This is a genomic window from Microscilla marina ATCC 23134 (assembly GCF_000169175.1).
GTDB lineage: Bacteria > Bacteroidota > Bacteroidia > Cytophagales > Microscillaceae > Microscilla > Microscilla marina.
In genome coordinates this window covers 58979-83992 of record NZ_AAWS01000001.1, presented here as the reverse complement: position 1 = coordinate 83992, position 25014 = coordinate 58979, and the positions used below count along the sequence as shown (strand labels likewise).

15 protein-coding genes are annotated in these 25014 nt (G+C 41.8%); 9 read left to right on the top strand and 6 right to left on the bottom strand.

Features of this window, described 5'->3' with window-relative positions:
• Window positions 1–203: 203 nt before the first annotated feature.
• Window positions 204–896 carry a hypothetical protein gene (locus tag M23134_RS00285; protein WP_002692608.1) on the top strand — a complete coding sequence of 231 codons (693 nt, stop codon included), beginning with the start codon at window positions 204–206 and terminating at the stop codon, window positions 894–896.
• A 104-nt stretch (window positions 897–1000) separates the two neighbouring features.
• Here M23134_RS00285 and M23134_RS00280 read toward each other — a convergent pair whose 3' ends face one another.
• Entirely contained in the window at window positions 1001–2020 is a 1020-nt protein-coding gene (locus M23134_RS00280; RefSeq protein WP_002692607.1) for an RNA ligase family protein, read from the bottom strand.
• A gap of 87 nt (window positions 2021–2107) precedes the next feature.
• On the bottom strand, window positions 2108–2539 hold the full coding sequence (locus M23134_RS00275) for a PaaI family thioesterase (RefSeq protein ID WP_002692605.1): 432 nt from the start codon (window positions 2537–2539) through the stop codon (window positions 2108–2110).
• A gap of 455 nt (window positions 2540–2994) precedes the next feature.
• Here M23134_RS00275 and M23134_RS00270 point away from each other — a divergent pair, with 455 nt between their 5' ends.
• Window positions 2995–5517 (top strand): zinc-dependent metalloprotease, encoded by a 2523-nt coding sequence (locus M23134_RS00270; protein ID WP_002692601.1) that lies wholly within the window; start codon window positions 2995–2997, stop codon window positions 5515–5517.
• Between the two features lie 110 nt (window positions 5518–5627).
• On the opposite strand, the gene M23134_RS00265 is transcribed toward M23134_RS00270, so the two are convergent.
• Together M23134_RS00265 and M23134_RS00260 are read right to left on the bottom strand one after the other, a co-directional pair.
• On the bottom strand, window positions 5628–6710 hold the full coding sequence (locus tag M23134_RS00265) for a DUF4097 family beta strand repeat-containing protein (protein ID WP_002692600.1): 1083 nt from the start codon (window positions 6708–6710) through the stop codon (window positions 5628–5630).
• Between the two features lie 678 nt (window positions 6711–7388).
• The gene (locus M23134_RS00260; RefSeq protein ID WP_002692599.1) at window positions 7389–8792 is read right to left on the bottom strand and encodes a hypothetical protein; all 1404 of its coding nucleotides are present in this window, start codon (window positions 8790–8792) and stop codon (window positions 7389–7391) included.
• Window positions 8793–9095: 303 nt separating this feature from the next.
• On the opposite strand from M23134_RS00260, the gene M23134_RS00255 reads away from it, so the two are divergent.
• On the top strand, window positions 9096–9830 hold the full coding sequence (locus tag M23134_RS00255) for a hypothetical protein (protein ID WP_002692597.1): 735 nt from the start codon (window positions 9096–9098) through the stop codon (window positions 9828–9830).
• A gap of 63 nt (window positions 9831–9893) precedes the next feature.
• Here M23134_RS00255 and M23134_RS00250 read toward each other — a convergent pair whose 3' ends face one another.
• Complete coding sequence (locus M23134_RS00250; RefSeq protein WP_002692595.1) at window positions 9894–11759, bottom strand: DNA topoisomerase IV subunit B; 1866 nt, start codon at window positions 11757–11759, stop codon at window positions 9894–9896.
• A gap of 935 nt (window positions 11760–12694) precedes the next feature.
• On the opposite strand from M23134_RS00250, the gene M23134_RS00245 reads away from it, so the two are divergent.
• The 6 genes from M23134_RS00245 to M23134_RS00220 all read left to right on the top strand — a co-directional run bounded on the left by M23134_RS00245 (window position 12695) and on the right by M23134_RS00220 (window position 23977).
• Window positions 12695–14791, top strand: a complete 2097-nt coding sequence (locus M23134_RS00245) for a TonB-dependent receptor plug domain-containing protein (protein WP_002692591.1) — start codon at window positions 12695–12697, stop codon at window positions 14789–14791.
• Entirely contained in the window at window positions 14791–17457 is a 2667-nt protein-coding gene (locus M23134_RS00240; RefSeq protein WP_002692589.1) for a SpoIIE family protein phosphatase, read from the top strand. Before M23134_RS00245 ends, M23134_RS00240 begins: the two co-directional genes overlap by 1 nt.
• Window positions 17458–17808: 351 nt before the next feature.
• Window positions 17809–18765 (top strand): TonB-dependent receptor plug domain-containing protein, encoded by a 957-nt coding sequence (locus tag M23134_RS00235; protein WP_002692587.1) that lies wholly within the window; start codon window positions 17809–17811, stop codon window positions 18763–18765.
• Window positions 18726–19967 carry a TonB-dependent receptor domain-containing protein gene (locus M23134_RS00230; protein ID WP_002692586.1) on the top strand — a complete coding sequence of 414 codons (1242 nt, stop codon included), beginning with the start codon at window positions 18726–18728 and terminating at the stop codon, window positions 19965–19967. Before M23134_RS00235 ends, M23134_RS00230 begins: the two co-directional genes overlap by 40 nt.
• A 36-nt stretch (window positions 19968–20003) precedes the next feature.
• Entirely contained in the window at window positions 20004–22460 is a 2457-nt protein-coding gene (locus M23134_RS00225; protein WP_002692585.1) for a tetratricopeptide repeat protein, read from the top strand.
• 125 nt (window positions 22461–22585) lie between these two features.
• Window positions 22586–23977 carry an exonuclease domain-containing protein gene (locus M23134_RS00220; RefSeq protein WP_002692584.1) on the top strand — a complete coding sequence of 464 codons (1392 nt, stop codon included), beginning with the start codon at window positions 22586–22588 and terminating at the stop codon, window positions 23975–23977.
• A 111-nt stretch (window positions 23978–24088) separates the two neighbouring features.
• Here M23134_RS00220 and M23134_RS00215 read toward each other — a convergent pair whose 3' ends face one another.
• Complete coding sequence (locus tag M23134_RS00215; protein WP_002692582.1) at window positions 24089–24763, bottom strand: HAD family hydrolase; 675 nt, start codon at window positions 24761–24763, stop codon at window positions 24089–24091.
• Window positions 24764–25014 lie beyond the last annotated feature (251 nt).

Sequence of the window (25014 nt, the reverse complement as noted above, 5' to 3'; positions counted from 1 at the left end):
TTTCAACAAAAAAGCTCCTACTCACACACTGCTACTTACCGAAAATGCCTCATTGAGTCACCATTATTTTTTTAGCTTTCTACTGGTTTTTGCCAATGAAAATTTGTAATTTATAAATCAACAACTATTCTCTACACATCTGATCAACACCCATGGTTTCCTCAACAACCTGTGTGTATAATATTAGCTAAATTCAACTTTACATGATGAACGATTTAGACCAACAAACACTTGAACTATGGCAAACATATACAGACAGCACAGAAAGGCAGTTTTGGCAACACTATGACCTGCTCAAACAACAGGCAAGTGTTACCCGACAACACGCCGTTATACAACAAGCCAGGATAATCAAACGTAGCCGTTCTTTTGCCTCTACCCTGGTGATTGCACCTCATCTGAAGCCCCAACTTGACCAAATAATTAAACATAAAGCGCCTAGTATTACCCCTTTGGTTTTAGGTATAAGTGGCATGTTGCTCACCTTGCCTTTTATGTTAGATAAGTCTGCCATACTTTTACTGGTATGCTTATCCTCTGTCGTTTTTATGGGCTCATTGGGGATACTAATACACGGAGCAAAAAACTACCAAAAACACACAAAGTTGCAAAAACTGATGCACACCGTGCTGGAGGTAGATGAAGAGTATATTTCGGGAGTATATGACCAAGGAACAATAGAAGCCGTCAGGTTTTCTGAGATCACTACTATAGGTACCGAGGATTTTGGACTGGTGCTCAAAACCAAAGGCAAAGACAAGCAAGAACGTAATGCATTGATTGTACCTTTTGCCATTGAGCAGTTTGACAAACTCAAAGAACACCTATTTAAACAGGTAAGAAGAAACAATAAATTTGTACCTGAGCACCAAAGCCTCAATGTACTCAGGGCATAAAGGGTTTTCTTATACCATGGTATCTCTCACAACGTAAAGCTGCGTTGTGAGGCAAAAGGTTAAGCGTATAGAAAAATCCTGCTCAATACATCGCTCATTCCTCACTAAAGCAACTGTTCAATTGCCTGGGTAACCTCAGCGTTTACCTGGGCTTGCTCTTCGGAGGTTATCTGAAAATACCTGTCACTGTATTGTTCCCAAAATGCTTCCCATACATCTGCCTCCATATCTGCCCTTACTTGCTCTTTTTGCGCAGCATCTGCCAGGTTCACTATTCCTATTTTAGAACAAACATTTTGTAGGCGGTTTTTATTTACCAATTGGTGTACAGCTTGCATTAGCTCGCCTAATACAGTACTTTCGCCCGCTTTTCCTGCCCATTTTTTGGCTTGTTGGTAGCGAATATCTTCGCCAAATTTTTCTATTTTCTTTTTAATCACTGGGCGTACCCAGCCTTTGGCAGTATCCATCAACAACGAAGTAGCGGGTTTTATTACCACACCTTCAGCAAGGTTGGGCGTAGGCAAAGCAGGCAAACCCAACAGCCCCGCAATGGTGCTCTCAAACTCTATAGCATAATTTTGAACTTCGCTAAAAGTACCCACCAACAGCGCAGGCACATAAGGTAACCCCACTGTATCACAGGTTTCTCTCATGTTATCAAAGTCTACAAAATAAGAAGAAGTATCGGTAATGCGCACCAGGTCGAACACCCAAAAACGTACCTCAGGGCAATAATATATACCTGTTTGAATGGCCTGTACACCTGTTACCGCCGTAACATCTGGATGAGGGTAAGCTCCGCCAAACAGCTCCCCATATACTGCTACCGCTACAGTATCGGCGTGTTGCCTCTTGAGTTCTGCAAAAACTTGTGCCACCTGCGCTGTCAAATGGTTACGGAGAGAGTGGTAACCAAAAAAATTCTCCTCTTCATCGAGCACTGCTTTGCGTTTGGCAAATTGGGTTTCTTCGCCATTGCTCAATACACAAAAGTTGGCGCCGTGTATTTTTTCAGTCACTACCCAGTCTGTTTTTTTAAACAACCGATAGTCGGCTTCGCTCAACTGAAATGCATCAAAACTTTCAGGGATTTTTGGATAACTTTGAAATAGATGTTTCATGATAAGTACCAGTTTAGAATGAAATACAGTAAAAGTAAGGGTATTTCATCAAGGATGTAGCATACCCTTTACTTGATCGTTTAAGCATTACTTTTTGCCTATTTGCAACATATTAGACATGGCTCTGGCAATGAGTTTACCTTCGGCATTATGCAACTCTCCAGTTACATTGATTACCTGCCGCCCTTGCCTTACTACGTCCGATCGGGCAATAATTTTATCTCCCAACTTGGCTTTGCCTATAAAGTCTACTGCCAGGTTGATAGATACTGCCGGACTGGGTTTGTCAAGTGCTGCTACGGTCATTCCAATAATTTCGTCAAGAATGGCCGCTTGTACACCTCCATGTAACAACCCCAAAGGATTGGTCATTTCTTTGCGCACGGTTATTTCCATTTCAAAACTACCTGGTTTTACCGAAAGTAAGGCAGGCTTTAGCCATTGAGTAAACGGTGGAGCGTTTTGGTCAAGTACATTCCCTACCTGGCTCTCAAACATTTTGTATAAAGGATTTTCCATTAAAATATTTTTGGTGAATTGGGGCAAATATATGGTTTATTGTTTGACGATTAAAATGGCTCAAAAAATCTTGGGTTGCCAATATATACTGGCATATCAAACAACCCAACCTCTACCCTCGCTAAACAAGTGTTTAGTGATCTTTCATAAATAATTTGAGCCATTAAAGTGTATCTATTGCCCTCATTCTTCTCAAAAAAAAAGCCCCATAGCTTCGGCTATGTACCGTTTTTTTTGAATCGTCTGAGAACAATGTATTTTCTTGAATTGGCACAGCTTATTTTTTCCAGATCACTTAGCGTCAATACCTAGTCACACCATACATATCAGTTTCTAAAAAATTGCCCATGTTAAAAAGTTGTTATCGGAAAAACCAAGACAAACCTTTTCGTAAATTTGACACCTGTGTGTGCTGCTAACACCACACATTATGTTTGTATAAAATAATTATTTTAATGAAGGAAAATTATAAAAACACCTTAAGGAATGCATTGATGCTTTGCCTGGGGCTGATTTTAATAGTGGCGAATGACGCTACTGCACAACGCAAAAAGAAAAATCGTAAAAATAAAAAAGGACAAACTACTCCTCAAAAGAAAAAACCTCGCGGTGGCATCAAACCTTACGATAAGGTAATCACTAAAGCCGCCAAAACAGATTCAGGCTTGTTTATTTACCACAAGGTAAAAACCAAACACTACTTTGAAATACCCAAACAACTACTTAATAAAGAAATGTTGATTGTAAGCCGTATTTCAGGCATTACTCAAGGCATTTCGTTTGGTGGTGCAGGTATGAAGTCACGCCCGCAACAAGTAGTACGCTGGCAAAAAGTAGACAACACGATCTTGCTACGCTCGGTGTCTTACAATAGTGTAGCCAATGAGAATGACCCGATATATAAGTCGGTAAAAAGTAACAACTTTGAGCCTATCATTATGTCGTTTAGACTGGCTACTATCAGCAAAGACAAACAAAATTATGTGATAGAGATATCTAAGCTTTTTACGGGCGATGTAGCAATGATTGGCCCCTTGAGCTCCGCCCAAAAACGCCGCTTTGGGGTAAGACGCTTAGACAAGAGTCGCTCGATGATTTCAGGCATAAAGAGTTACCCAAAAAATATAGAAGTACGCCATATATTGACCTACACTGCTACCAAACTACCGAGCAACGCCATTACAGGATCTTTGTCTTTGGAAATGAACCAATCGATGATTTTGCTCCCCGAAAAACCAATGAAGCCTCGCTATTTTGACCAACGAGTGGGGTACTTTTCGGTAAGGCAGACTTTGTACAATAAGGATATACACGAAGCAAAGCGCCGTCAGTTTATTACACGCTGGAGGCTTGAACCCAAAGACCCTGAGGCATTTAAAAGAGGAGAATTGGTAGAGCCGATAAAGCCCATTGTTTATTATATAGGCGCAGGTACTCCAGTAAAGTGGCGTAAGTACCTAAAACAAGGAGTAGAAGATTGGCAAAAAGCTTTTGAAAAGGCTGGATTTAAAAATGCCATTATTGGCAAATATGCCCCTACTAAAAAAGAAGACCCAGAGTATAGCCCCGAAGATGTACGTTACTCGGTAATTCGTTACGTAACCAACCCTATTCAAAATGCAATGGGCCCTCATGTGCACGACCCACGCACCGGGGAGATTTTAGAAAGTGATATTATCTGGTACCACAATGTAATGAAACTGCTACGCAACTGGTTTTTTGTGCAAACTGCCGCCATCAACCCTGATGCTCGCAACCCTCAGTTTAGCGATGAGTTGATGGGACAATTGATTCGCTTTGTAGCTGCCCACGAAGTAGGACACACCTTGGGGCTACCCCACAATATGGGCTCAAGCTCGGCTTACCCAGTAGACTCTTTGCGCTCAGCAAGTTTTACAAAAAAAATGGGAACTGCTCCTTCCATCATGGACTATGCCCGATTTAATTATATAGCTCAACCCGGCGATAAAGGGGTTTCGTTGATGCCCAACATTGGTATTTACGATATATATGCTATTCGCTGGGGGTACCGCCCTATCTTGGACAAAACTGCCGAAGAAGAACGCGCAGTACTGAACCAATGGATCAAAGCAAAAGCTGGTGATAAAAACTATCGTTTTGGGCGTCAAATGTTTGGACCACGCGATCCATCAGCCCAAACCGAAGACTTAGGCGACGATGCAGTAAAAGCCAGTGGTTATGGCATTGCCAACCTTAAGCGCATTATGAACAATCTAGTAAAGTGGACTTATAAAGAAGGAGAAAATTACGAAACGCTGCAAGAGCTTTATGGACAAATATTGGGGCAATGGAGCCGTTATATGGGACACGTTGCTACCAATGTAGGGGGAGTATATGAGTATTATAAAACAGCCGACCAGAAAGGTGATGTGTATACCCATGTGCCTAAAGCCCACCAGAAAAAAGCCATGAAATTTTTGATTGATCAGGCTTTTAAAACGCCCAAATGGATGATTCGTAAAGACATATTGGCTAAAGTAGAAGCCGACGGAATTATCAACCGTATTCGTGCGGCACAAGTAAGGGTGCTGAAGCAATTACTTGATTTTAGCCGCTTGGCGCGCCTCATCGAAAACGAAACGTTGAATGGCAACCAGGCTTATAAGATGATAGATATGTGCAAAGATTTACGCGATGGCATTTGGAGTGAAGCCAAAAATGGGGGCAAAACAGGAACTTACCGTCGTAACTTGCAACGTGCCCATATAGAGCAACTAGAGCGCTTACTGACTAAGGAACAAGCTCCAGTAAAGAACCGTGCTTTGTTGAGTTTTATGGGCTACTCAAAGGTAGATGTAAGCCAGTCAGACATTCGTCCTATTGCCCGTGGTGAATTGAATCAAATTAAGAACCTGGCGCGTCGTGCTGCTAATACCAGCAGCGATTCGATGACTAGATACCATTACCAGGATGTAGTAGCACGCATTGAAGCTATTCTGAACCCAAAAAGTAAATAAAGTTTAGGTGGTTAGTCTTTTATAAGGATTTAGCTACACAAAAAGCCCACCGTTGACCATTGTCTGTCAGCGGTGGGCTTTCTTTATAAAATCTAATGGTCAAAGTAGGGCTACTTTCCTTCGTCAAAAGACACATAACGTTGACTACCCGAACGGCTAATGCCTGTGACTAAAATACGATTGCCATTTCTGAGCACAAAACGCTTGCCCGAACGCTGCCCTCCTATGCGCAGGCTGCCCGAACTAGCCCTTAAGTCAAAGTCTAATTTTTTAAGGTCATTTTTGAGCTTCATTCTAATCCCTCCCGATCGACTTTCAAAATCTGAGTTGCCAGTAAGCAATATTTCATCTCCTTTGATACTGCCCGATGACGCACGTACATTCAAAGCACCTTGTACATTTTTAAGGAGTACTCCCCCCGAACTTGCCTTGGCCTTCAGGTTGCCTGCCAGGTTGCTTACCTTGATAGACCCCGAAGAGGTTCTAAGGCTGGTATTTCCTTTGACACCAGTCACTCTTATGCCTCCCGAATTTGCCTGAGTGGTAAACTCCGCAGTGATGTTTGCCCAACGTTGCCCACCCGAACTACTCTGGGCAATGAGCGTTTGTCCACTCACATTCTCAGCCCTGATACTACCTGAAGACGACTTAAATTCTATGTTTTTGCCGCTTATGTTTTCTGTCTTTATGCTACCAGAGCTGGTTTTGATGTATACTTTAGGCGAGTTGATATTGGCGGCTTTTATACTGCCCGAATTGGCGGCAAGGTGGGTAATGGCTCCGTTGAGTCCTACTCCATACACACTGCCCGACGTATTTTGCACCACTACATTGGTACCCTTGGGTATTTTAAACATTAATTTGCTCTTGGAAATGATAGAAAAACCTATTTTAAAAGATTTACCATCCAGCCATACCTTGAGGGTATTGCCTACTTTTTGGTGCATAAACTTGTATGCCCCTTTGCTGTAGTTGCCAGTAATCTCGCCAAAAAAAGACACCTTGTCGGTATTGTCTACCGCGCCTATTTCTACCCGGCAAAAGCGGGCTTTGATCTCTACGTTTTTTATACCCGCATAACTTGTGTCAATCTGAGCTACAACACTGCCTTGTGCCTGGCTTGAAAAACTGTAAAAAGTAAGGACACAAAACACCAGGGTAATGACCCAAAGTAAATATTTAATATTTTTCATGAATTTTAAGGTTATATGATGTAATGGTTTTGGTAAAGTTACAAAATACATAGATAACTACGGTTAGTTTTTACATGGTTTAGACTGTAAACGAACGATTTAAACGAGCGCTTAGTAGTCAGACACTTGCCCCTGGGCTAAAGGTTGCACGAGAAGAAAAAAAAATCAGTTGTTATGCAGCAGCGAGAGCTACGAACCCAGAAGTTGAAGGAAAGTTTAATCTAACTTAGCGAGCAAATTATTAGCAAACACGTTGAGTCTCCCAAAGAACTCTACATCATGATTATCTTTCGCCTCGGTTTGTGTCTTCACAACCGAGTTTACGAGTCCTTAGATACCGATGAATGTCGGTGCTCAGCAAAGCTAAATCGCCTCGTCGTAGCGTCTAGTATTTTTCAGAGTTCCGATCAGCTCGTGGAGACACGAGCTGAGGCGATGACGGTACTTTTGAAAAACCGAAGCTACATTTTGTGCTGAGCTCAACGAAGTTAAAAGCTGGGTAGAGTAACTGCAAGCGAACGATTTAAACGAACGCTTAGTAGTCAGAAACTTGCCACCGGGCTAAAGGTTGCATTGAAAGAAAAAAATCATTTTTTATGAGCTCATCACTCTCAGGGAATGCAAGCACCTCGTAAAAACTTGTTTTATTGAGGTTGGGACAAGGGTCAAGGACTATTTTTATCCACGCAACAAACCGCGCGCAAACACCTTGAGGCGCCCAAAGTATTCTCCACTGACTCCTTGAAGTATATATTGCTGCCTGATTTGATTATATGTTGCAAGAAACCTGGCGGGTACTATAGGGTCTAAAGCGTCAAAATAACCAACTACATCAGCAAAATCAACACACTTTAAGGCTTTTGCCACGCCAAGCTGTAGTTCAGAGGGTTGATGTATGTCTATCACTGGCTTAGCTGGTTCCACTACTAGTGCTTCTGCGAGTTGCTCCTTTACCTCATCGTTGTTAATTGGCAATGAGGAATGGGGCATTGTTTTGATAACCAAAGCTTCGCTACCATCTTTCAACAATGGCCAGCACAGTATCAATAGGTCGTTGATCGAGAGGTATGGTTTTGAAAAACTTAAATTATTTTTTGACAAAAGGTCACTCAGATCACTGGTTTTAAAACACAGGTTGTCATACGCATTGTACTTGTGTGTGCTTCTAGCAGGGCTTTTATGAGGACCAAGGTATCCACAACACAAAGGGTTGAGGTCTATGCCAGACTTGTTGTTAATTGCTTGTTGAATAAGTACCCGGTTGTTCTCTAAATTTCGCTTATCGTCCTCCTTTATGAGGGCTTGCTTCACACTAGAGTAATCGATTTCATTTATCTGGCGTATGTTTTCCTCGTTTAAAAAAGCTTTAAATTGATCGCCCACCACCTTCAAATTCACCTGATAGTTGGCAACTGCTAAGAAATACGCTGTTATATGGCTTTGTCTTTTTGCCTGGAGGTACTCCCCAATTAGTTGAATCAGTTGATTCCTTAGATGGTTTTTTTCTAATGAGATGCCTTTCTTTGATTGCTTGGTTTCTTTTTCTTGAGGGCTCACTTCTACTATAAAGGCATCATCTTTTAACAATGACCAGCACAAAGTTACTAAATCATTGATAGATAAAAATGGCTTGATAGAGGTCAAATTGTTTTGGGCAAGCAAATCTTTCAAATCACTGGTTTTTACAAACAATGCAGCATATGCATTGTACCTATGGGTGCTTCTGGTAGGATTGTTATAAGGACCAAGGTATCCACAACATAGAGGGTTGAGGTCTATATCTGCACTATTTTCAATTGCTTCTTGAATAAGGTTCTGATTATACTCCATGTTGCGCTTATCATCGTCCTTTACAAGGGCTTGCTTCACACTAGAGTAATCGATTTCATTTATCTGGCGTATATTTTCCTCATTTAAAAAAGCTTTGAGTTGACCACCCATTACTTTCAGTTTGACTTTATAGCTGACGTTCGCCAAAAAATAAACTTCTAAATAGTCCTGTCCTTTTGACTGTAGGTAAGAATCAATTTTTTGAATGAGCTTGTTTCTTTTTATTTTTTGGGATTGAGGTGTATTGGACATCTGTATTCTAACAAAAGTTTGATTTAAGCCAGCATATTACGCATTTTATTGTTTTTTTCCATATCCATCTACTGTAATTTACCCTTACAAATAACTCTTTACACCATAAATAGTCAAAAATCAGCTTTCTTCCAGAACATATTTAAAGGTAAAAACTGCTTGATAAAACAGTGCTTTCTGGAAACAAAAAAAGGCTAGACTCGAATAACATAAGAAGAGTTTGCTCCACCAATGCCTCACCAAGTTTAAAGTCTGGTTTTTGGGTAGCAAATCAAATCCATTACCCCAAATAAACCTCTTTATATGACAAAATCATTGTACAATACTTTGTATTTGCCGATCTTATTGGTAGGCTTGTTGGCTTGCGCCAAAAAAGACGATATAGTAGACCCAGTGGCTGGTGGAGGAAATACAACAACGCTTACCGGCAATACCGAAGCAACGGATGCCCAAAGCAACCAATACACAGTGGGCTTTGACCAGGCAAGCAGTAACAACCAAAACCCTTATGTAATAAAAAAAGATGGGCAAGGCAATCAACTGTGGAAGGTAACCTACGAAAATACCGGAGTAGATGGCAGGGCTGTACTGGTTACGGTAGATGCCAATAATGTACCCTGGGTGGTGTTTACGGTAGATGGGGGCAGCAATGATGCGGGCTACATCACCAAAAAACAAATAAATGCCGACGCTTTTAGTGGGGTGTATATGAATAGTTATGGCAGTGGCGGAGGACCCAAGGCTTCGGTCATTGCTCAGTTAGACCCCGCCACAGGCAACATTGTCAAAGGGTCTTTTATGACAGCAAGGCTCACCAGTGGCAAAACCAACACGCTCAATATTACCAAAATAGGGTTTAATAATGGTAACTTTGCCTTTGAGATTTCATCGGCAGCCTGGCCTCCGGGCAAGGGCAGTTCTTACGTTCGTTTTCCTGACATTACCGATGACAACCGGATAGATGGGGCGTTTAAAATATACTATGAAATAAAAACCGACCTGTCTGAGATTGTAGTGGCTACTTTGCTTACCCAATAGGTGCAAAAAAAACGGCGGGTAACCCAAAGCTACCCGCCGTTTTTTCACTTAAGTGTCTTATAATTAAGCAGTTTCTGTTTCTAAAGCTTCGCCTTCTACGGTGTCACTCTCTACCCTTAAGTTGTCCACAATAAACTTTTGTCGATCTGCTGTGTTTTTACCCATATAATACGCAAGCACATCGTCTATAGAAGTTTCAGAGCGCAAACTTACTGGTTCGGCGCGCATATTTGACCCGATAAATTGGCCAAACTCATCGGGAGAAATCTCACCCAAACCTTTAAATCGAGTAATTTCGGGCTTGCTTCCCAAAGATTTTATCGCACGTTGTTTTTCTTTTTCGCTGTAGCAATACACTGTTTTTTTCTTATTGCGCACCCTAAACAAAGGTGTCTCCAATACATACAAATGCCCCTGCTTGACCACATCAGGAAAAAACTGTAAAAAGAAAGTCATCAACAACAAACGAATGTGCATACCGTCTACATCGGCATCAGTAGCAATCACAATTTTATTATAGCGAAGGTTTTCTATGCCATCCTCAATATCAAGGGCGTGCTGTAGCAAATTAAACTCTTCGTTTTCGTATACTACCTTTTTGGTTAATTTATAACAGTTGAGTGGCTTACCCCGCAAACTAAATACTGCCTGGGTTTGCACGTCGCGGGCTTTGGTCAAAGAACCACTCGCCGAATCTCCCTCGGTAATAAACAAGGTGGTTTCATAACGGTTGTCTTTTTTCTGATCAATAAAATGTACCCGGCAGTCACGCAGCTTTTTGTTGTGTAAGTTTGCCTTGCGTGCTTTTTGGTTGGCAAGTTTTTTAATCACCGAAATCTCTTTGCGCTCTTTCTCCGACTGCAAAATACGCGCTTCTATTGCTTTGGCTACTTCAGGGTTACGGTGTAAGTAGTTGTCGAGCTCAGTTTTGATAAAATCATTGACAAATGCCCGAATACTTAAGCCTCCTGGAGCCACTTGTTGAGACCCTAGCTTGGTTTTGGTTTGTGACTCAAACACGGGTTCTTGCACCCTTATGCTCACGGTGGCCACTATAGATGCCCGCACATCGGCAGAGTCGAAATCTTTGCCATAAAAATCGCGCGCTACCTTTACCACGCTTTCTCTAAAAGCCGACAGGTGGGTTCCTCCCTGGGTAGTATTTTGTCCGTTTACAAACGAATAATACTCTTCACCATATTGGTTTGAGTGGGTCAGTGCTACTTCAATGTCATTGCCCTTGAGGTGAATAATAGGGTAACGAATATTGGTTTTATTGGTTTTGAAGCGCAATAAATCAAGCAACCCATTTTCAGAAAAATACTCTTTGCCATTGAACTTAATCTTAAGCCCGGCATTCAAGAAAGCATAGTTCCAGATGAGGTCTTCTAAGAAGTCAGGGTTGTATTTATAATTGACAAAAACATCATTATCGGGCTCAAAAATAGTCAATGTGCCATTGCGTTCCGATGTTTTGGCAATCGGTTCATCGTTGGTAATGACCCCTTGGTTAAACTCTGCCACTTTGGTTTCACCATCACGAAAAGATTGTACCTTGAAATAAGCCGACAAAGCATTTACTGCTTTGGTACCTACTCCGTTCAAACCTACCGATTTTTGGAAAGCATCAGAGTCATATTTTCCTCCAGTATTGATCTTAGACACACAGTCTATTACTTTACCTAAAGGAATCCCCCTTCCATAATCGCGCACTACTACTCTTTTCTCTTCGAGCTTGATTTCTATTTTTTTACCAAACCCCATCATGTGTTCATCTATAGAGTTGTCCAAAATCTCTTTGACCAACACATAAATCCCATCATCCTGCGCCGATCCATTGCCCAACTTCCCGATATACATACCAGGACGTTTACGAATATGCTCACGCCAATCAAGGGTTTTTATATTATCTTCTGTATACTTACTCATTTTTTATTTTCTTTTTGCGTCTTGTCTTTTTAGAGCCTGTTTTTTACCTCTCCTTTACTATTTTTCGTATGGTATTCAGAACTAAATGGATTCACAAAATACTTGAAACCCTGTAAACAGCAGTATTCATCGAAGAAAAACCAACCCGCCAAAAAACTACAGAGATAAGAGATACCTGAAGTTGCCACTAACGGGTGAGACGACGAAAATACGTTTGAAAAAAGCTAGGTAGAGTATGTGTTTTTCATAGTGTATCCAAAAACTTTTGCTGATAAAGCTGTACAAATATACAAACTTTGCCAAAAATATAAACAACAAGCATTAACAATGTTATTTTAATTAGCATACTTACAGTTTTTAGCCTTACACTATCCATCGATTACATCGAATGTTTTGCCTCAAAAGTTTTACAGATGGGGTAAAATTAAATAGAAAATCAACAATTAATAATTCTGCCTTCAATTTTAGGCCAAGGAGTCAACGGGTCAAAAGTAGTTTTCACTGCTAAAACTAAGTGTTTTATAAAAAAATCGCATAAAAAGTACAGGCAACATTTTTTGTCAATATTTGCAAAAATACAGCTTTCATGCCAAAAATATGTCTTCCAATGCTTTGTCTCGCACAATCACCTAACTTTGTAGTTTAAATGATCATACGCTCATGTAGTAAGGTTATTTTGAGGCAAACACAAAGCTTTTAGGGCAGTAAAACAACAATTATCCTGCTGTTTGACAAACAATTTTGTTTACATATTTCGCTAAAAACGGAGCAATTGAGTAATTGAAAGCCCTTTAATATTTATAATAAAATCCTTCTTTATACACATCAAAGTTAGATTTTGCCCGATAAATTATCTATCGGCAAAAGCCTATGCATAACTTTTGCTTTAACTGCCTAAAAATAGCGCCCCTGCTACACCATGAATTTTGTATATTATGGCACATAAACCCCACTGGTGGTTAATTACTACATTTATTATCAGTCAGTCAATTATACTTACCAGTACCGCACAAACCGACTCCAGCCACAAATCAGTATTTTTTACCTCGTCGGCAAACGAGGTGATGAAGCTCTCAAAAAATAATAATAATAGTGTAACTACTACCTCTAAAAAAGCCGAAAGCATTACCGAAGCGGCGGGCATCATCTCAGTAGTCACTCAAAAAGAAATAGAGGCTTTTGGAGCTTTGTCTCTGGTAGATGTACTAGACAGATTGAGCAGTATATACGTCTTGAGCACTTATGCCTACCCCAATAATATGGTATCTATCAGGGGCGACAACACCGCACAGTACAACAACCGGGTGTTGATATTACTGGATGGACGCCCTATGCGGGAAAGTTTGTTTTTAGGTGAAAACCGCGCAATTTATAGCATGATTCCGTTAAAAACCATTGACCGAATAGAACTGCTCAAGGGGCCAGGGTCTACTTTGTATGGCACTTCGGCATTTACGGGAGCCATCAACATTATCACAAAAAAAGGAAAAGAAGCACGTAAATTTGACCAAAGTATCTCTTATGGTGCTTTCCAACGCTTTCAAACCAATTTTTCGGGAGGTATTTCGGCAAAAGATGCTACCTTGAGCTGGGGCTTAAACTATGTAGATGACAAAGGCTGGGACTTTACAGCAACCGACGAAAATGGCACTACACGCACCATTCAAATGCTGCAAAAAGGCCTGGGGGGACAAATGAAGATTGACTATGGTAATTTTACCCTACAGGGGTATTATGGCATAAGCGAACAAGCTGCTATAGGAAACTCGCCCCAATTTGGCTCAAGTATTAACCGCCCTTACGACGACTATCGCTCTTATTCTTCCCGCCTGTTTTTAGATGCAGGTTATGACTTTCGCCTTTCGTCAAAGATCAGTAATCAAACCAATATTACCTACAATCACTATGATTTTCGTTTTTTTTATATCGAGGCCAACGACGTTTCGCGTCAGGCAGGGTCTAATGATGTGCTCGTAGAGAATACAACATTTTTGAATTTGGGTAAAAAAACAGAGGTGATATTGGGAGGAGTGGCCAACTACCGCCAAGGCTATGGCACCCAACCAGTGCTCAACGCTGATGGGTCTGGCTATGACATTTTCAACAACCCTGTACCCAACCCCAACCCTTTTGTGTTTGTGCCCAATAGCCAGGAAGTATTCTGGGGGGTATACGCCCAAGCCAGTTATCGCCCGTTTAGCTACCTAAAAATAGTAGCGGGTGGGCAACTCAACAAAGCACCTGGTACACCTATAGACATTGTGCCGAGGCTGGCCCTCATTAGTAATTTTAGCAAAAACTTTGGCGCCAAACTTATGTTTGGACAAGCCTTTAGGTCGCCTTCTATCAGCGAACGGTTCAGAAAATCGAGATCGGCTTATGGCGATCCTACCCTTGCCCCGGAGACTGTCACCACTATAGAAGCCCAAATATACCGGGAGATTCCAGGCAAATTGCTTGGCACGCTGACTTATTTTAACAGTACTGGTAACAGACTTATCAGGCGGAGCCGCCCCAGCGATAGCCTTTTGGTGATTGACGGGGTGTCGGTAGCCAAGTATATCAACGAGGGCAGTATCAATACCCAAGGCATAGAGCTGGAAGGAAAGCGGCAATTGCCTTACCACTTGTCGCTCAATGTAAATGCATCGTTTTTTTGGGAAGGTGACAACACCACGGCTACTGTAACCGGTATGCCCAACCTGATGGCAAAAGCTGGCATCAGCTACCGTTTGCCAAGGTATGGTTCGCTGGGTATATACCATAGTTTCTTTGGCAAAGGAACCGATATAAACGCCCAACAAACGGTCAACCCGACGCCAGAGGCTTTTCATTTTTTAAGTGCCCACCTACGCCTCAACCTTGCCTCGCTGTTTAAATTCAACGGCTTATATTCGGTTTTTCTGGAGGTGTATGCCCGCAACCTGCTCAATGCTCAGGTACACTACCCTGAGTACATCAGGCGCAACATCAACTCTATCCCCGGAAGGGCAGGCAGGGCTTTTTATGGCACTTTAAGACTTTCGTTCTAATGAGAAACTTTTTTTTACATATCATATTTTCCAGCCCATTGGTTTGGCTCATGTTGCTCAGTGGTACCATACAGGCACAAACAAAGGGTGCTTTACGCCAACAAATTAAAACCACTACTGATCGAACAAAAAAATGCCAGTTGTTGCTGCAGCTTGCCACGCTTGAGCTCAAACAAAACCAAGCAGATAATGCCTTGTTACACGCCCAACGAGGGCTCACCCTGGTGACCAAACAAAACCTGGCTGTTCAGGCAAAAGCCTTGCTATTGGTGGGGCGGGCTTATATGCAAAAACAACAGTACCCCAATGCACTGGAACACCACCTGCAAGCACAAATTATTGCTAAAAATACCCAAAACTCTCATTTGATCAACGAGACGAATCAGGCACTGGGAGATCTTTATTACCATTGGCAAATACACGACAAAGCCCTGAGCTATTACCTCTTGGTAAAATCTAATGGTGCTCCCACACAAACCGCTACTAATGCGCAGCGGGTGAGTTTGATCTATAGCCAAAATAATAAAAAAACGGAGGCGATCCGCTGGGCAACCAAGGCTTTACAAATTTACAAAAGTCTGGACAACACACCTGAAATAATAACTACCCTCAGGAGGTTGTCTGCATTGAGCCAGCGCAATGGTCAAAACGAACAGGCAATTGCTTATAATGAAGCCATCGTTGGTTACAAAGATAAAATAGAACCGATGGCCTTGGTAGAGCCTTACAATAACATTGGTTTTTTGTACAAACAACAAAAAGCGTATAGAAAGGCGCTGGACTATTACAACAAGGCTTTGAAAATAAGTAAACAAACTTTGGGAAGTGATGCAGAGGGAAACAAACGCCATATCAAACTACTGACTAATATCGCGGTGATTTTGATACACCTCGACCAACCCAAGGAAGCCAAAATTAACTATTACAAAGCCATCGATTTGGCAAAAGAACAAAGAGATGCATTGCTTACTGCCGACTTGTACAATCACCTGGCTGCTTACCAGTATATTTACAACAAAAATTTTTCGGCCATTGACTACGCCCAAGAAGCAATAAATATTGCCACGCCACTTGCAAACGATGCCAAACAGGCTACCAACGCTCGCAAGTTATTGGCTACCAGCTATCAGTTATTGGCAAATGCTTATCAGAAGGAGGAGAACTACCCACAAGCCAAGAAGTACCTTCAGCTATATAACCAGGCTGTGACTACCCAGCAACAAGCACAGCAACAAAAAAAACAGCAATTGTTGCAAAACAGAATGAATATAGCACAGAAAGAAAACGAATTGAAGCTGTTGCTCAAAGATAAAGAAAGGCAGGCGCTTGCCTTGAAACAGGCAAAAATAGAAGCCCAAAAGAAAGCCAGTGATCTTAAACTACGCACCAAAGAGCTGGAATTGCTCAAAAAAAACCAACAGCTACAGGAAGAGCGTTTTAAGAGTCAACAAACTGAAAAAGCCCGGATGGAACAATTGCTGCAGTTTACCAAACAACAGGCGCTGGCAGAAAAGCAAAGACAAAAAATCACCCTATTGCAAAAAAATAAGGCTTTACAGGAGTTGGTTCTGAAAAAACAAGCCATAGAAAAGAAAGAAAAGCAAAAAGAGATTGCTTTGCTAGAGAAAGATCGCAAGCTAAAGGAGGTACGCTTAGAAGAAGCACAAACAGTGCGTAAGTATGGTCTTTGGATTATCTCGTTGGGCACCCTTGCTTTTTTGGCAGTAGTAATAGGGCTCGTGATGGCCTACAGAAGCCGAAAAAAGGTATTGTCACAAAATCACCTGATCAATGCCAAACAAGAAGAAATTTTGACACAAAATGAGGAGCTTCATCAACAACAAGAAGAACTTGCCACCCAACGTGATTTTGCCGACCAAAAAAGCAAAGAACTCGACCACCAAAACCAGCAAATGAGAAAAAGTATGGTATATGCCAGCAATATCCAGCAAGCGTTGTTGCCTTCTACCAGCCAACTCAGTCATCACTTTAAAGAGCATTTTATTATTTTTTATCCCAAAGACATCGTTTCGGGCGATTTTTATTGGTTTGCCGAACACAAAGCGCAAAAACTAGTGGCAGTGGTTGACTGTACCGGACACGGGGTACCAGGCGCGTTTATGAGTATGATTGGTAACTCGGTGCTCAACGAAACAGTCAATGAAAAAGGCATATACGACCCTGCCCTGATACTGGAACGCCTGCACCAGGAGGTAAGAAAAGGACTCAAACAAGAAGATGAGTCAAACACCGACGGGATGGATGTATGCTTATGTAGTTTTGTAGCGGGGGCAAATGGTACTACTGAGGTGGTTTTTGCTGGTGCCAAAAGAGACTTACTGTATTTTAAAAACGGGCAACTCCTGAAAATCAAGGGCGATAGGGTGTCTATAGGTGGGTTTCAGCATGAAGCCAAGCGTACTTTTACCAACCAACCCATTACCTTGCACTCCAACGACGTGCTGTACCTGATGAGCGATGGCTTTGTAGATACTGCCAATGTGAAACGAAAGTCGTTTGGTAACAAACGTTTGCAACAGGTGATGATGCGTATTGCCAATGAGCCGCTCGACCAGCAAAAGGAGGCATTAAAACAAGCCATGTTCGACTTTAAGGGAGACGCTGACCAAAGGGATGATATTTTGGTGATTGGTCTCAAAGTATAAGCAAATTTTGCAGCCTGTTTGTACAAAACTTACGTAGTATTATCATATATTGATTATATTGAAACCCTCATTCCTTGCCCTGGCATTATCTGTCGATTAGTTACTTTATACCAGCTATTACTCGAACTATATCTTTACAAAGTCAAGCATTTTTTTTACTAAGGAATGGTGAGAAATTAAATTGCTATTCTTGAGGTAGAGGTTTTGTTTTGAGACGAGGCTATTTTTTTTGCCCATAGCAGCGCTACGGGCAAAAAAAATAACGAAGTATCAAGGCGAAAAATCATCTCTCAGAGTGTAAGTTTATTTTTTTTTTCCGTTCCTAAACACTCCATTACACACTTACGATCTATGATATTGAAAAAAGTATTTTGTTTTTTTGGTTTTTTACTCTATGCCCTGCCATTACAAGCACAAACCGACTCTATTTATTTGTCATCGGTCAATGAAATACTGGGTTTACCACTACGCAACAAGGCAGGGGTGGATATTGTCAGTGCCTCTAAAAAAAGCGAGCGTTTGTTTGAGGCGCCATTGGCTGCTTCGGTGATTACCCGCGAAGAAATTATTGCCTCAGGAGCTACCTCAGTGATAGAGGCGTTACGCCTGGTACCGGGGGTAATGGTGCGCGAAACCAATAACGGAAATTATTCGGTGCACATAAGAGGGCTTGACTATGTGCCTGCTTATGCCGCCCTGATAGACGCCAACGTAACCCAAACCACTAGTTTGGTAATGATTGATTACCGCCCGGTATACAATCACTTGAATGGAGGGATTTTCTGGGATTTACTGCCCATAGATATACAAGACCTTGAACGCATAGAAGTAGTGCGTGGCCCAGCCTCTACCCTGTATGGAGCCAATGCGGTAAGTGGGGTGATTCACTTTATTACCCGCAAAAAAAGCAGTTATAAAGACCTTGATGTAAGTCTAAGTTCACAAACCGGTACAATGAACACCCTGTTGCTCAATACGATGATCGGGTATCGGCTCAACCCTAAACTCAACTTTCAGTTATCGTCAAATTACCAAAACCGTGAACGGGAAAATTTATACTTTGACGACCTCTCCAACGATTATGTGCCGTTGGACTCGATACTGCCCGATGCCCAACTTAGAGAAACCACCAGCCCTAATCCTGGCATTTCACTACAGAAGTATGGGCTCAATGCTTACCTCAACTACCAGCCTTCCAGCGAAGTATCTTTTGATCTAAGTGCTGGCTTTTCCAATAATGTAGCCCATCGGGTGGAGGGCGTATACCTATGGAATATAATCAAAGTAGAAATGCTTATGTTACCTTGAATAGCACAGTTCACCGACTCAAAACTTATGCGTCGTATTGGTGGGGCAGAGACGGTACTTTTTCGTTACTGGCTCCTTACAACTACCGGGTGTTAGATGCTACCACTGAGTATGACTTTCAGCCCATCAAAAACCTGACGCTTACCCCTTCGGTTGCGGTGAGGTTTGTAGACTACAAGGAAGACCTTAGTACCGGAAAAGATCAATTGCTGGAAGACAATGCTACATCGTTTACTTATGCTGGTGGAGTAAAATTAGACTATCAACTGGCTAAAAAATGGCGGATCATAGGAGGCATCAGGGCAGAAAAATTTAAGTTTCCTAACCAGATTTATCTCAATTACCAGGCAATATTGGCTTATAAACCTGGCGAAAAACATTTTTTTAGACTGCTGTATGGACGTGCCAATACGGGTTCTTTTTTATACAATAACAAAGTAAACATTAGTGTAACCCCTCCCATTGCTCCTCCTCCAGGCTTTGATGGTTTTAAAGTTACCAATCAGGGAGTGCCCGATGTAGAGCCTATCACCCAAGACATGATAGAGCTGGGCTATAGGGGTAAACTTAACAATCGTATTTTATGGAATGTAGAAGTTTTTGCTTCGTCTACGACCAACTTTACTACTTCGGTGAGCAATGGCCCTCAGCCCAACCCTCCTTTTATAGAAGAAATACTTAGGCGCACCAATATACCGCTCAGGGTAGAGCAAGTTGGTACCACCTTGAGCATGAACCTGAGCTTTAGCAGACTCAAGATTACCCCATTTATTACGTTGCAACAAACCAATCTTAAAAACTTTTCGCCTTCGAACCGCAGCCCAAGTTATGACAGTACCCAAAGCTATTTAGATACGTATGATTTACCTCATGAGGGTACTCCAGCTTTTTATGGGGGGCTTAATGTGTTTTATTTACCCATATCGGGTTTGCAAATATACCTGAATGCTTTTGTGTTTGGCAGTCACAATTTTTACGGAAGTGTAATGGCTCCTCCGGGTGCACCTCTCAATCTTGCTGATGCTTCCAAAGCAGTGATTCCACAACAGGCACTGATCAATATCAAGGTAAACTATGCACTCAAAGACCAGATACACTTGTTTGTCAATGCCCGTAACCTACTGAGCAACAAACAACCGCAGCACTTTCATACCGATAGAATACGCCCAATGGTGCTGTTTGGGTTTGGGGTAGACTTATAATTTTTGTGTTTGATGATGCTATAGCTCAACTAAATAATGAGCCATGTGATGGACTTGGTAAAACTACAAGAAGAACGAACTATGAGAAATTTTGCCGTATGTTTTTTGATATTATTGCTGGGGTGTATACCTGCCATTACCAGCGCTCAAAATACTAAGATCACCGAGTTGATTACCCAGCTCAACCAAACTAAAGACGAGCTAAATAAAATTGCATTGCTTAAGCAAATAGGGCTCGAATACAAAAAAAATGACGTGTACAAAAAGGCCATTGTTTACTACGAACAGGCTTATCGATTGGAAAAAAAACACGCCACTCAAGCACAACAACTACAGACAATGGAGTACCTGGCGCTTTTTCATACCCAAACGCGTAACTATGCACAGGCAATTGCCTTGTACCAACAACTGTATAAAGCACACAAGGTGGGCAATAACTACCCCAAGGCAATGGAAGCCCTGATTCAGAGCGGCGATTTGCACAAACAAAAAGGAAACTTTGAGAAAGCTATAGATACAAAGCTGGAGGTGATTGCTTTTGCCCAACAAATAAAGGATACACCTGCCGAGATAAATGCCTCTATCAATGTAGGTTTTTTGTATAAACAAACGGGCAACAATGCCAAGTCGATGGAATACTACCAAAAGGCGTTGGCTTTGAGCCAACGCACAAACGTGCAGGATAAAGCCCGTTACCAAACTAAAATACTGATTAACCAAGGGGTGGCTTACTCGCAGGTGGGCAATTTTGAACAAGCAAGTGTGCAGTTCGACAAGGCGTTGGATTTGTCTCTGAAGCAAAAAAACCAGGTACAAACAGCCAATGTGTACAACTATATGGCGGCCAATCATTACATCAATGGTAAAAATAAAAAAGCCTTGGGTGAGGTAAAAAAAGCTGTTCAGCTTGCCCAAACCAGTGGTAATAAACGAACGCTTGCCACTAGCTATGAGATTATGGCGAAGGTGTACGAACAAGAAGAAAAATTTAAAGAGTCGCAAAAGTATTACCAACTACAGCAACAGCTCAAAAATCAGTTTAAAGACAAAGCCAGGGCACAGCAAGAAAATATTTTGCAAAAAGAAATTAACGCCGAAAAGATGGAGAATAACCTGAGACAATTGCTTGCCGACAAAGATAGGCAAGCGGCGGCGCTAAAGCAGGCAAAGTTAGAGAAAGAAAAGAGAGACAAAGAATTGGCTTTGTTGCGAAAAAACCGGGCACTGGAGCAAGCCGAGCTTAAGAATCAACAGTTGGAAAAACAACGGGTAGAACAGTTATTGGCGCTTGCCGAACAAAAAGCCATTGCCGAAAGGCGCAAACAAGAAACCGAAAAACAAAAGTTGCTGACCATTACCGAAAGGGTAAAAAAGGAAAAGGCGGAGGCAGATCGTAAAAAAGCAGAAGCTGATAAAGAAAAAGAGCAAAAAGCCAGACAAGTGGTAGAAGCCCAGAAAGCATTGCAAGACCAGGAGCTAAAGCAAGAGAAACAATTGCGGTACTATGGGCTAGGCATTATAGGGTTGGGTATTGTGGTACTTGTGCTCACTATGATTGGTTTTGTGAACATTAGACGAACTGCCCGACAGTTGCGCAAAAAAAACATACAGATTGAAGAGCAAAAAACCGAAATTGTGACCCAAAACGAGGAGCTACACCAACAACAGGAAGAGTTGGCCGCCCAACGTGATTTTGCCGCACAAAAAAGTATCGAGCTGGACAAACAAAACCAACAAGTAAAGAAGAGTATTGTGTATGCCAGTAATATTCAAAATGCCCTGTTGCCTACCTCGGTTACACTTGCCCAACATTTTCCTGAGCACTTTATTATCTTTCACCCCAAAGACATTGTATCAGGCGATTTTTACTGGTTTTCGGAGATCGACCAACAAAAAGTACTGGCAGTGGTAGATTGTACCGGACACGGGGTACCGGGGGCATTTATGAGTATGATTGGCAATACGGTATTCAATGAAATTGTAAACGAAAAAAGGATCACCGATCCTGCCGAAATGCTGCAAAGGCTTCACTTAAAAGTACGCGAAGGACTCAAGCAACACGACTCGAAAAACACCGATGGGATGGATGTATGCTTGTGTCGTTTTGCCGATGGCAAACAACCAGGGCAAACCATAGTGACCTACACGGGCGCCAAGCGTAACTTGTATTATGTACACCAGGGAGAGCTTGGGATGCTCAAAGGAGACAGGGTATCTATAGGGGGGCACCAACACGAAAAAAAACGGGTTTTTACCAACAAACAAATCACGCTTGACTCTGGAGATACGCTTTACCTAAGCAGTGATGGGTTTGTAGATACCCCTAGCCCCCAACGCAAATCTTTTGGTACGGGCAGGTTTGAAAAAACGCTTTTGGCTTGCGCCCAAAAAAGTATGCAAGACCAACGAGCCTATATGGAAGAAACCAGGAAAGAGTTTCAGAAAAACGCCGAACAAAGAGACGATATTTTGGTGATTGGGGTGAGGGTGTAGTCCAATTAAACAGCAATAAAAACGCTAAAAAAATTACCAAAGTTAAGTCCCACTATACAAAACTCTTAGATTTTACTTATTTTTGAAGCCAATTGGATAGTAAAGTTAAATGAAGAGCAATAGATATGTACACGATCATTGATGTAGAAACTACCGGACTACGCCCTACTGACGACAAAATTACTGAAATTGCCATTTATAAACACGACGGCGAAAGTGTGGTAGATAGTTTCCATTCGCTGGTTAATCCTGAATGCTATATTTCTGACCGCATTACCCAAATCACGGGTATTACCAATGACATGGTAGCCAATGCCCCCAAGTTTTACGAAATAGCCAAAGACATTCTTGCCATTACCGAAGGAACCGTATTTGTAGCACACAATGCCCACTTCGACTATGGTTTTGTACGCGAAGAGTTCAAAGCCCTGGGTTATAAATTTACCCGCAAAACCTTGTGTACAGTAAGGGTAAGCCGCAAGGTGTTTCCAGGGCTACCGTCCTACAGCCTTGCCAAGCTTTGCAAACATTTTAAAATACAATTGACCAACCACCACCGTGCCTCAGCCGATGCTTTGGCCACGGTAGAAGTTTTTGAGAAATTGCTGGAAAAAAACAGCAGCAAACTCACCAAGAATGTGGTGGAGACAGAAATTAAGGCAAAAAATCTTCCACCTAAAATAAACCTCGACGAATACCAGGCACTACCCGAAGCTACCGGGGTGTATTATTTTCATAATGAAGAGGGTGATATTATTTATATAGGCAAAAGCATCAACATCAAAAAACGGGTAGGCAGTCATTTTACCCAAAACCTCAACAACCGTAAATCAATTGATTTTAAAAGTCAGGTAGCGGGCATTAGCTATGAACTCACAGGCAGCGAACTACTGGCTTTGTTGCTGGAATCGGACGAGATAAAACGCCACCACCCCAAATTTAACCGTGCCCAACGCCGTACCCGCTATTTTTGGGGCATTTACACCCGCCATCACCGCAACGGCTATTTGGGCTTGTATGCGGCAAGGCTGGAAACCGAACCTAACAAAACTCCGCTCACCATGTGTGGTTCGGGGCATACCGCACGGGAGATTTTGTACAGCAAAGTACGCGAATACCAGCTCTGTATGAAGCTTTGTGGCTTGTATCAAACCAAAACATCTTGCTTTGACTACCAGATTAAACAATGCAAAGGGGCTTGTATAGGCGAAGAAACTCCTGAAGACTATAATGAAAGAGTAGAAGAAGCCATTGCTACTTTTAACCGTTACTCTTTGCGTACATTTCTGGTATTGGGCAAAGGACGCAACAAAAACGAGCAATCGATAGTGGTGATAGAAAAGGGCTCATACCTTGGCTTTGGTTATGTCGACAAAGACCTGACCATTGCGAGTTTTGAAGAAGCCAAACAATACATCAAACCTTACAAAGACAACCTGGATGTGCAAAAAATTATTTATGGGTATTTGAAGCAACACAAATGGAGTGGGGTGATGGAAGAAAAGCAAGAAGAGTAAAACAAAAAGAATAAAGCAAGCTTCCTCTTCACATCATATACTGTTAAATAATTATGAAATTAAAGAGGAAAGCTTCTGACAATTAAATAAGGTGTTGAGGTAAAAGCTCAATTAACCTACCACACAGGCGTTGGTTACCAAATCGATGATTTGCTTTGGTTCAGTCACAATTTTACTTGCTCCCGCCTCTTGCAACTCTTCTACCGAGCGGAACCCCCACGCTACTCCTACTCCGTACATACCTGCATTGCGTGCCGTATGCATGTCTGCGGGGGTGTCTCCCACCAAGGCAATACTGTCTGGGGCTATTCCTATACTTTGGGCTATATGCAAAGCAGCATTGGGCGCGGGTTTTTGTGGAAACAACCCCTGATAGCCCATGAGATGAAAAAACTTCCAACGATCTAAATAAGCCTGGGCTACTTTAAGCGTCATTTCATGTGGTTTATTGGTCAACAGGCTTAAAGGTACATTGGCAGAGCTCAACTCGTCAAGCAGGTCTACAATGCCTGTATACAAGGTCGTATAATTACAACAGTTAGCTGTATATGTACGCCTGAATTGTTCAAGGCATTTCTCAAATACCCGGCTACCTGGCTCATAGCAAGCAGGCAATATGCTTTGCACAAAGTCTACCAGACCGTTGCCTAAAAAACGCTGATAGTCTTGTAAAGTGTGGGTAGGAAAGTCATAGCTGTTTAAAACATCGTTAGCAGTGTCGGCATAGTCTCGTACAGAGTTTACGAGCGTGCCATCCAGGTCGAAAATAATGGCTTTGATATTCATTTACTTAAATGTTTAGTGGTTGAATGAATACACGCTGTCAGCTTTGCCTTATTCCCTCTTATTTGTAAGAATAACATACGCCTTACAATACAGGCAAAGCCACAGGATGCTTCATTGGGGTTAGAAAAATACATACAAAAAACAGTTTTTCTGGTACTCAGGGAATCACTGGTAAAACCTTGCAATTGTTGATTTGCAGCTTCTCAAAGAAGCCACAAAAAAAAAGCCTAATAGTACAATATTCACTGTAT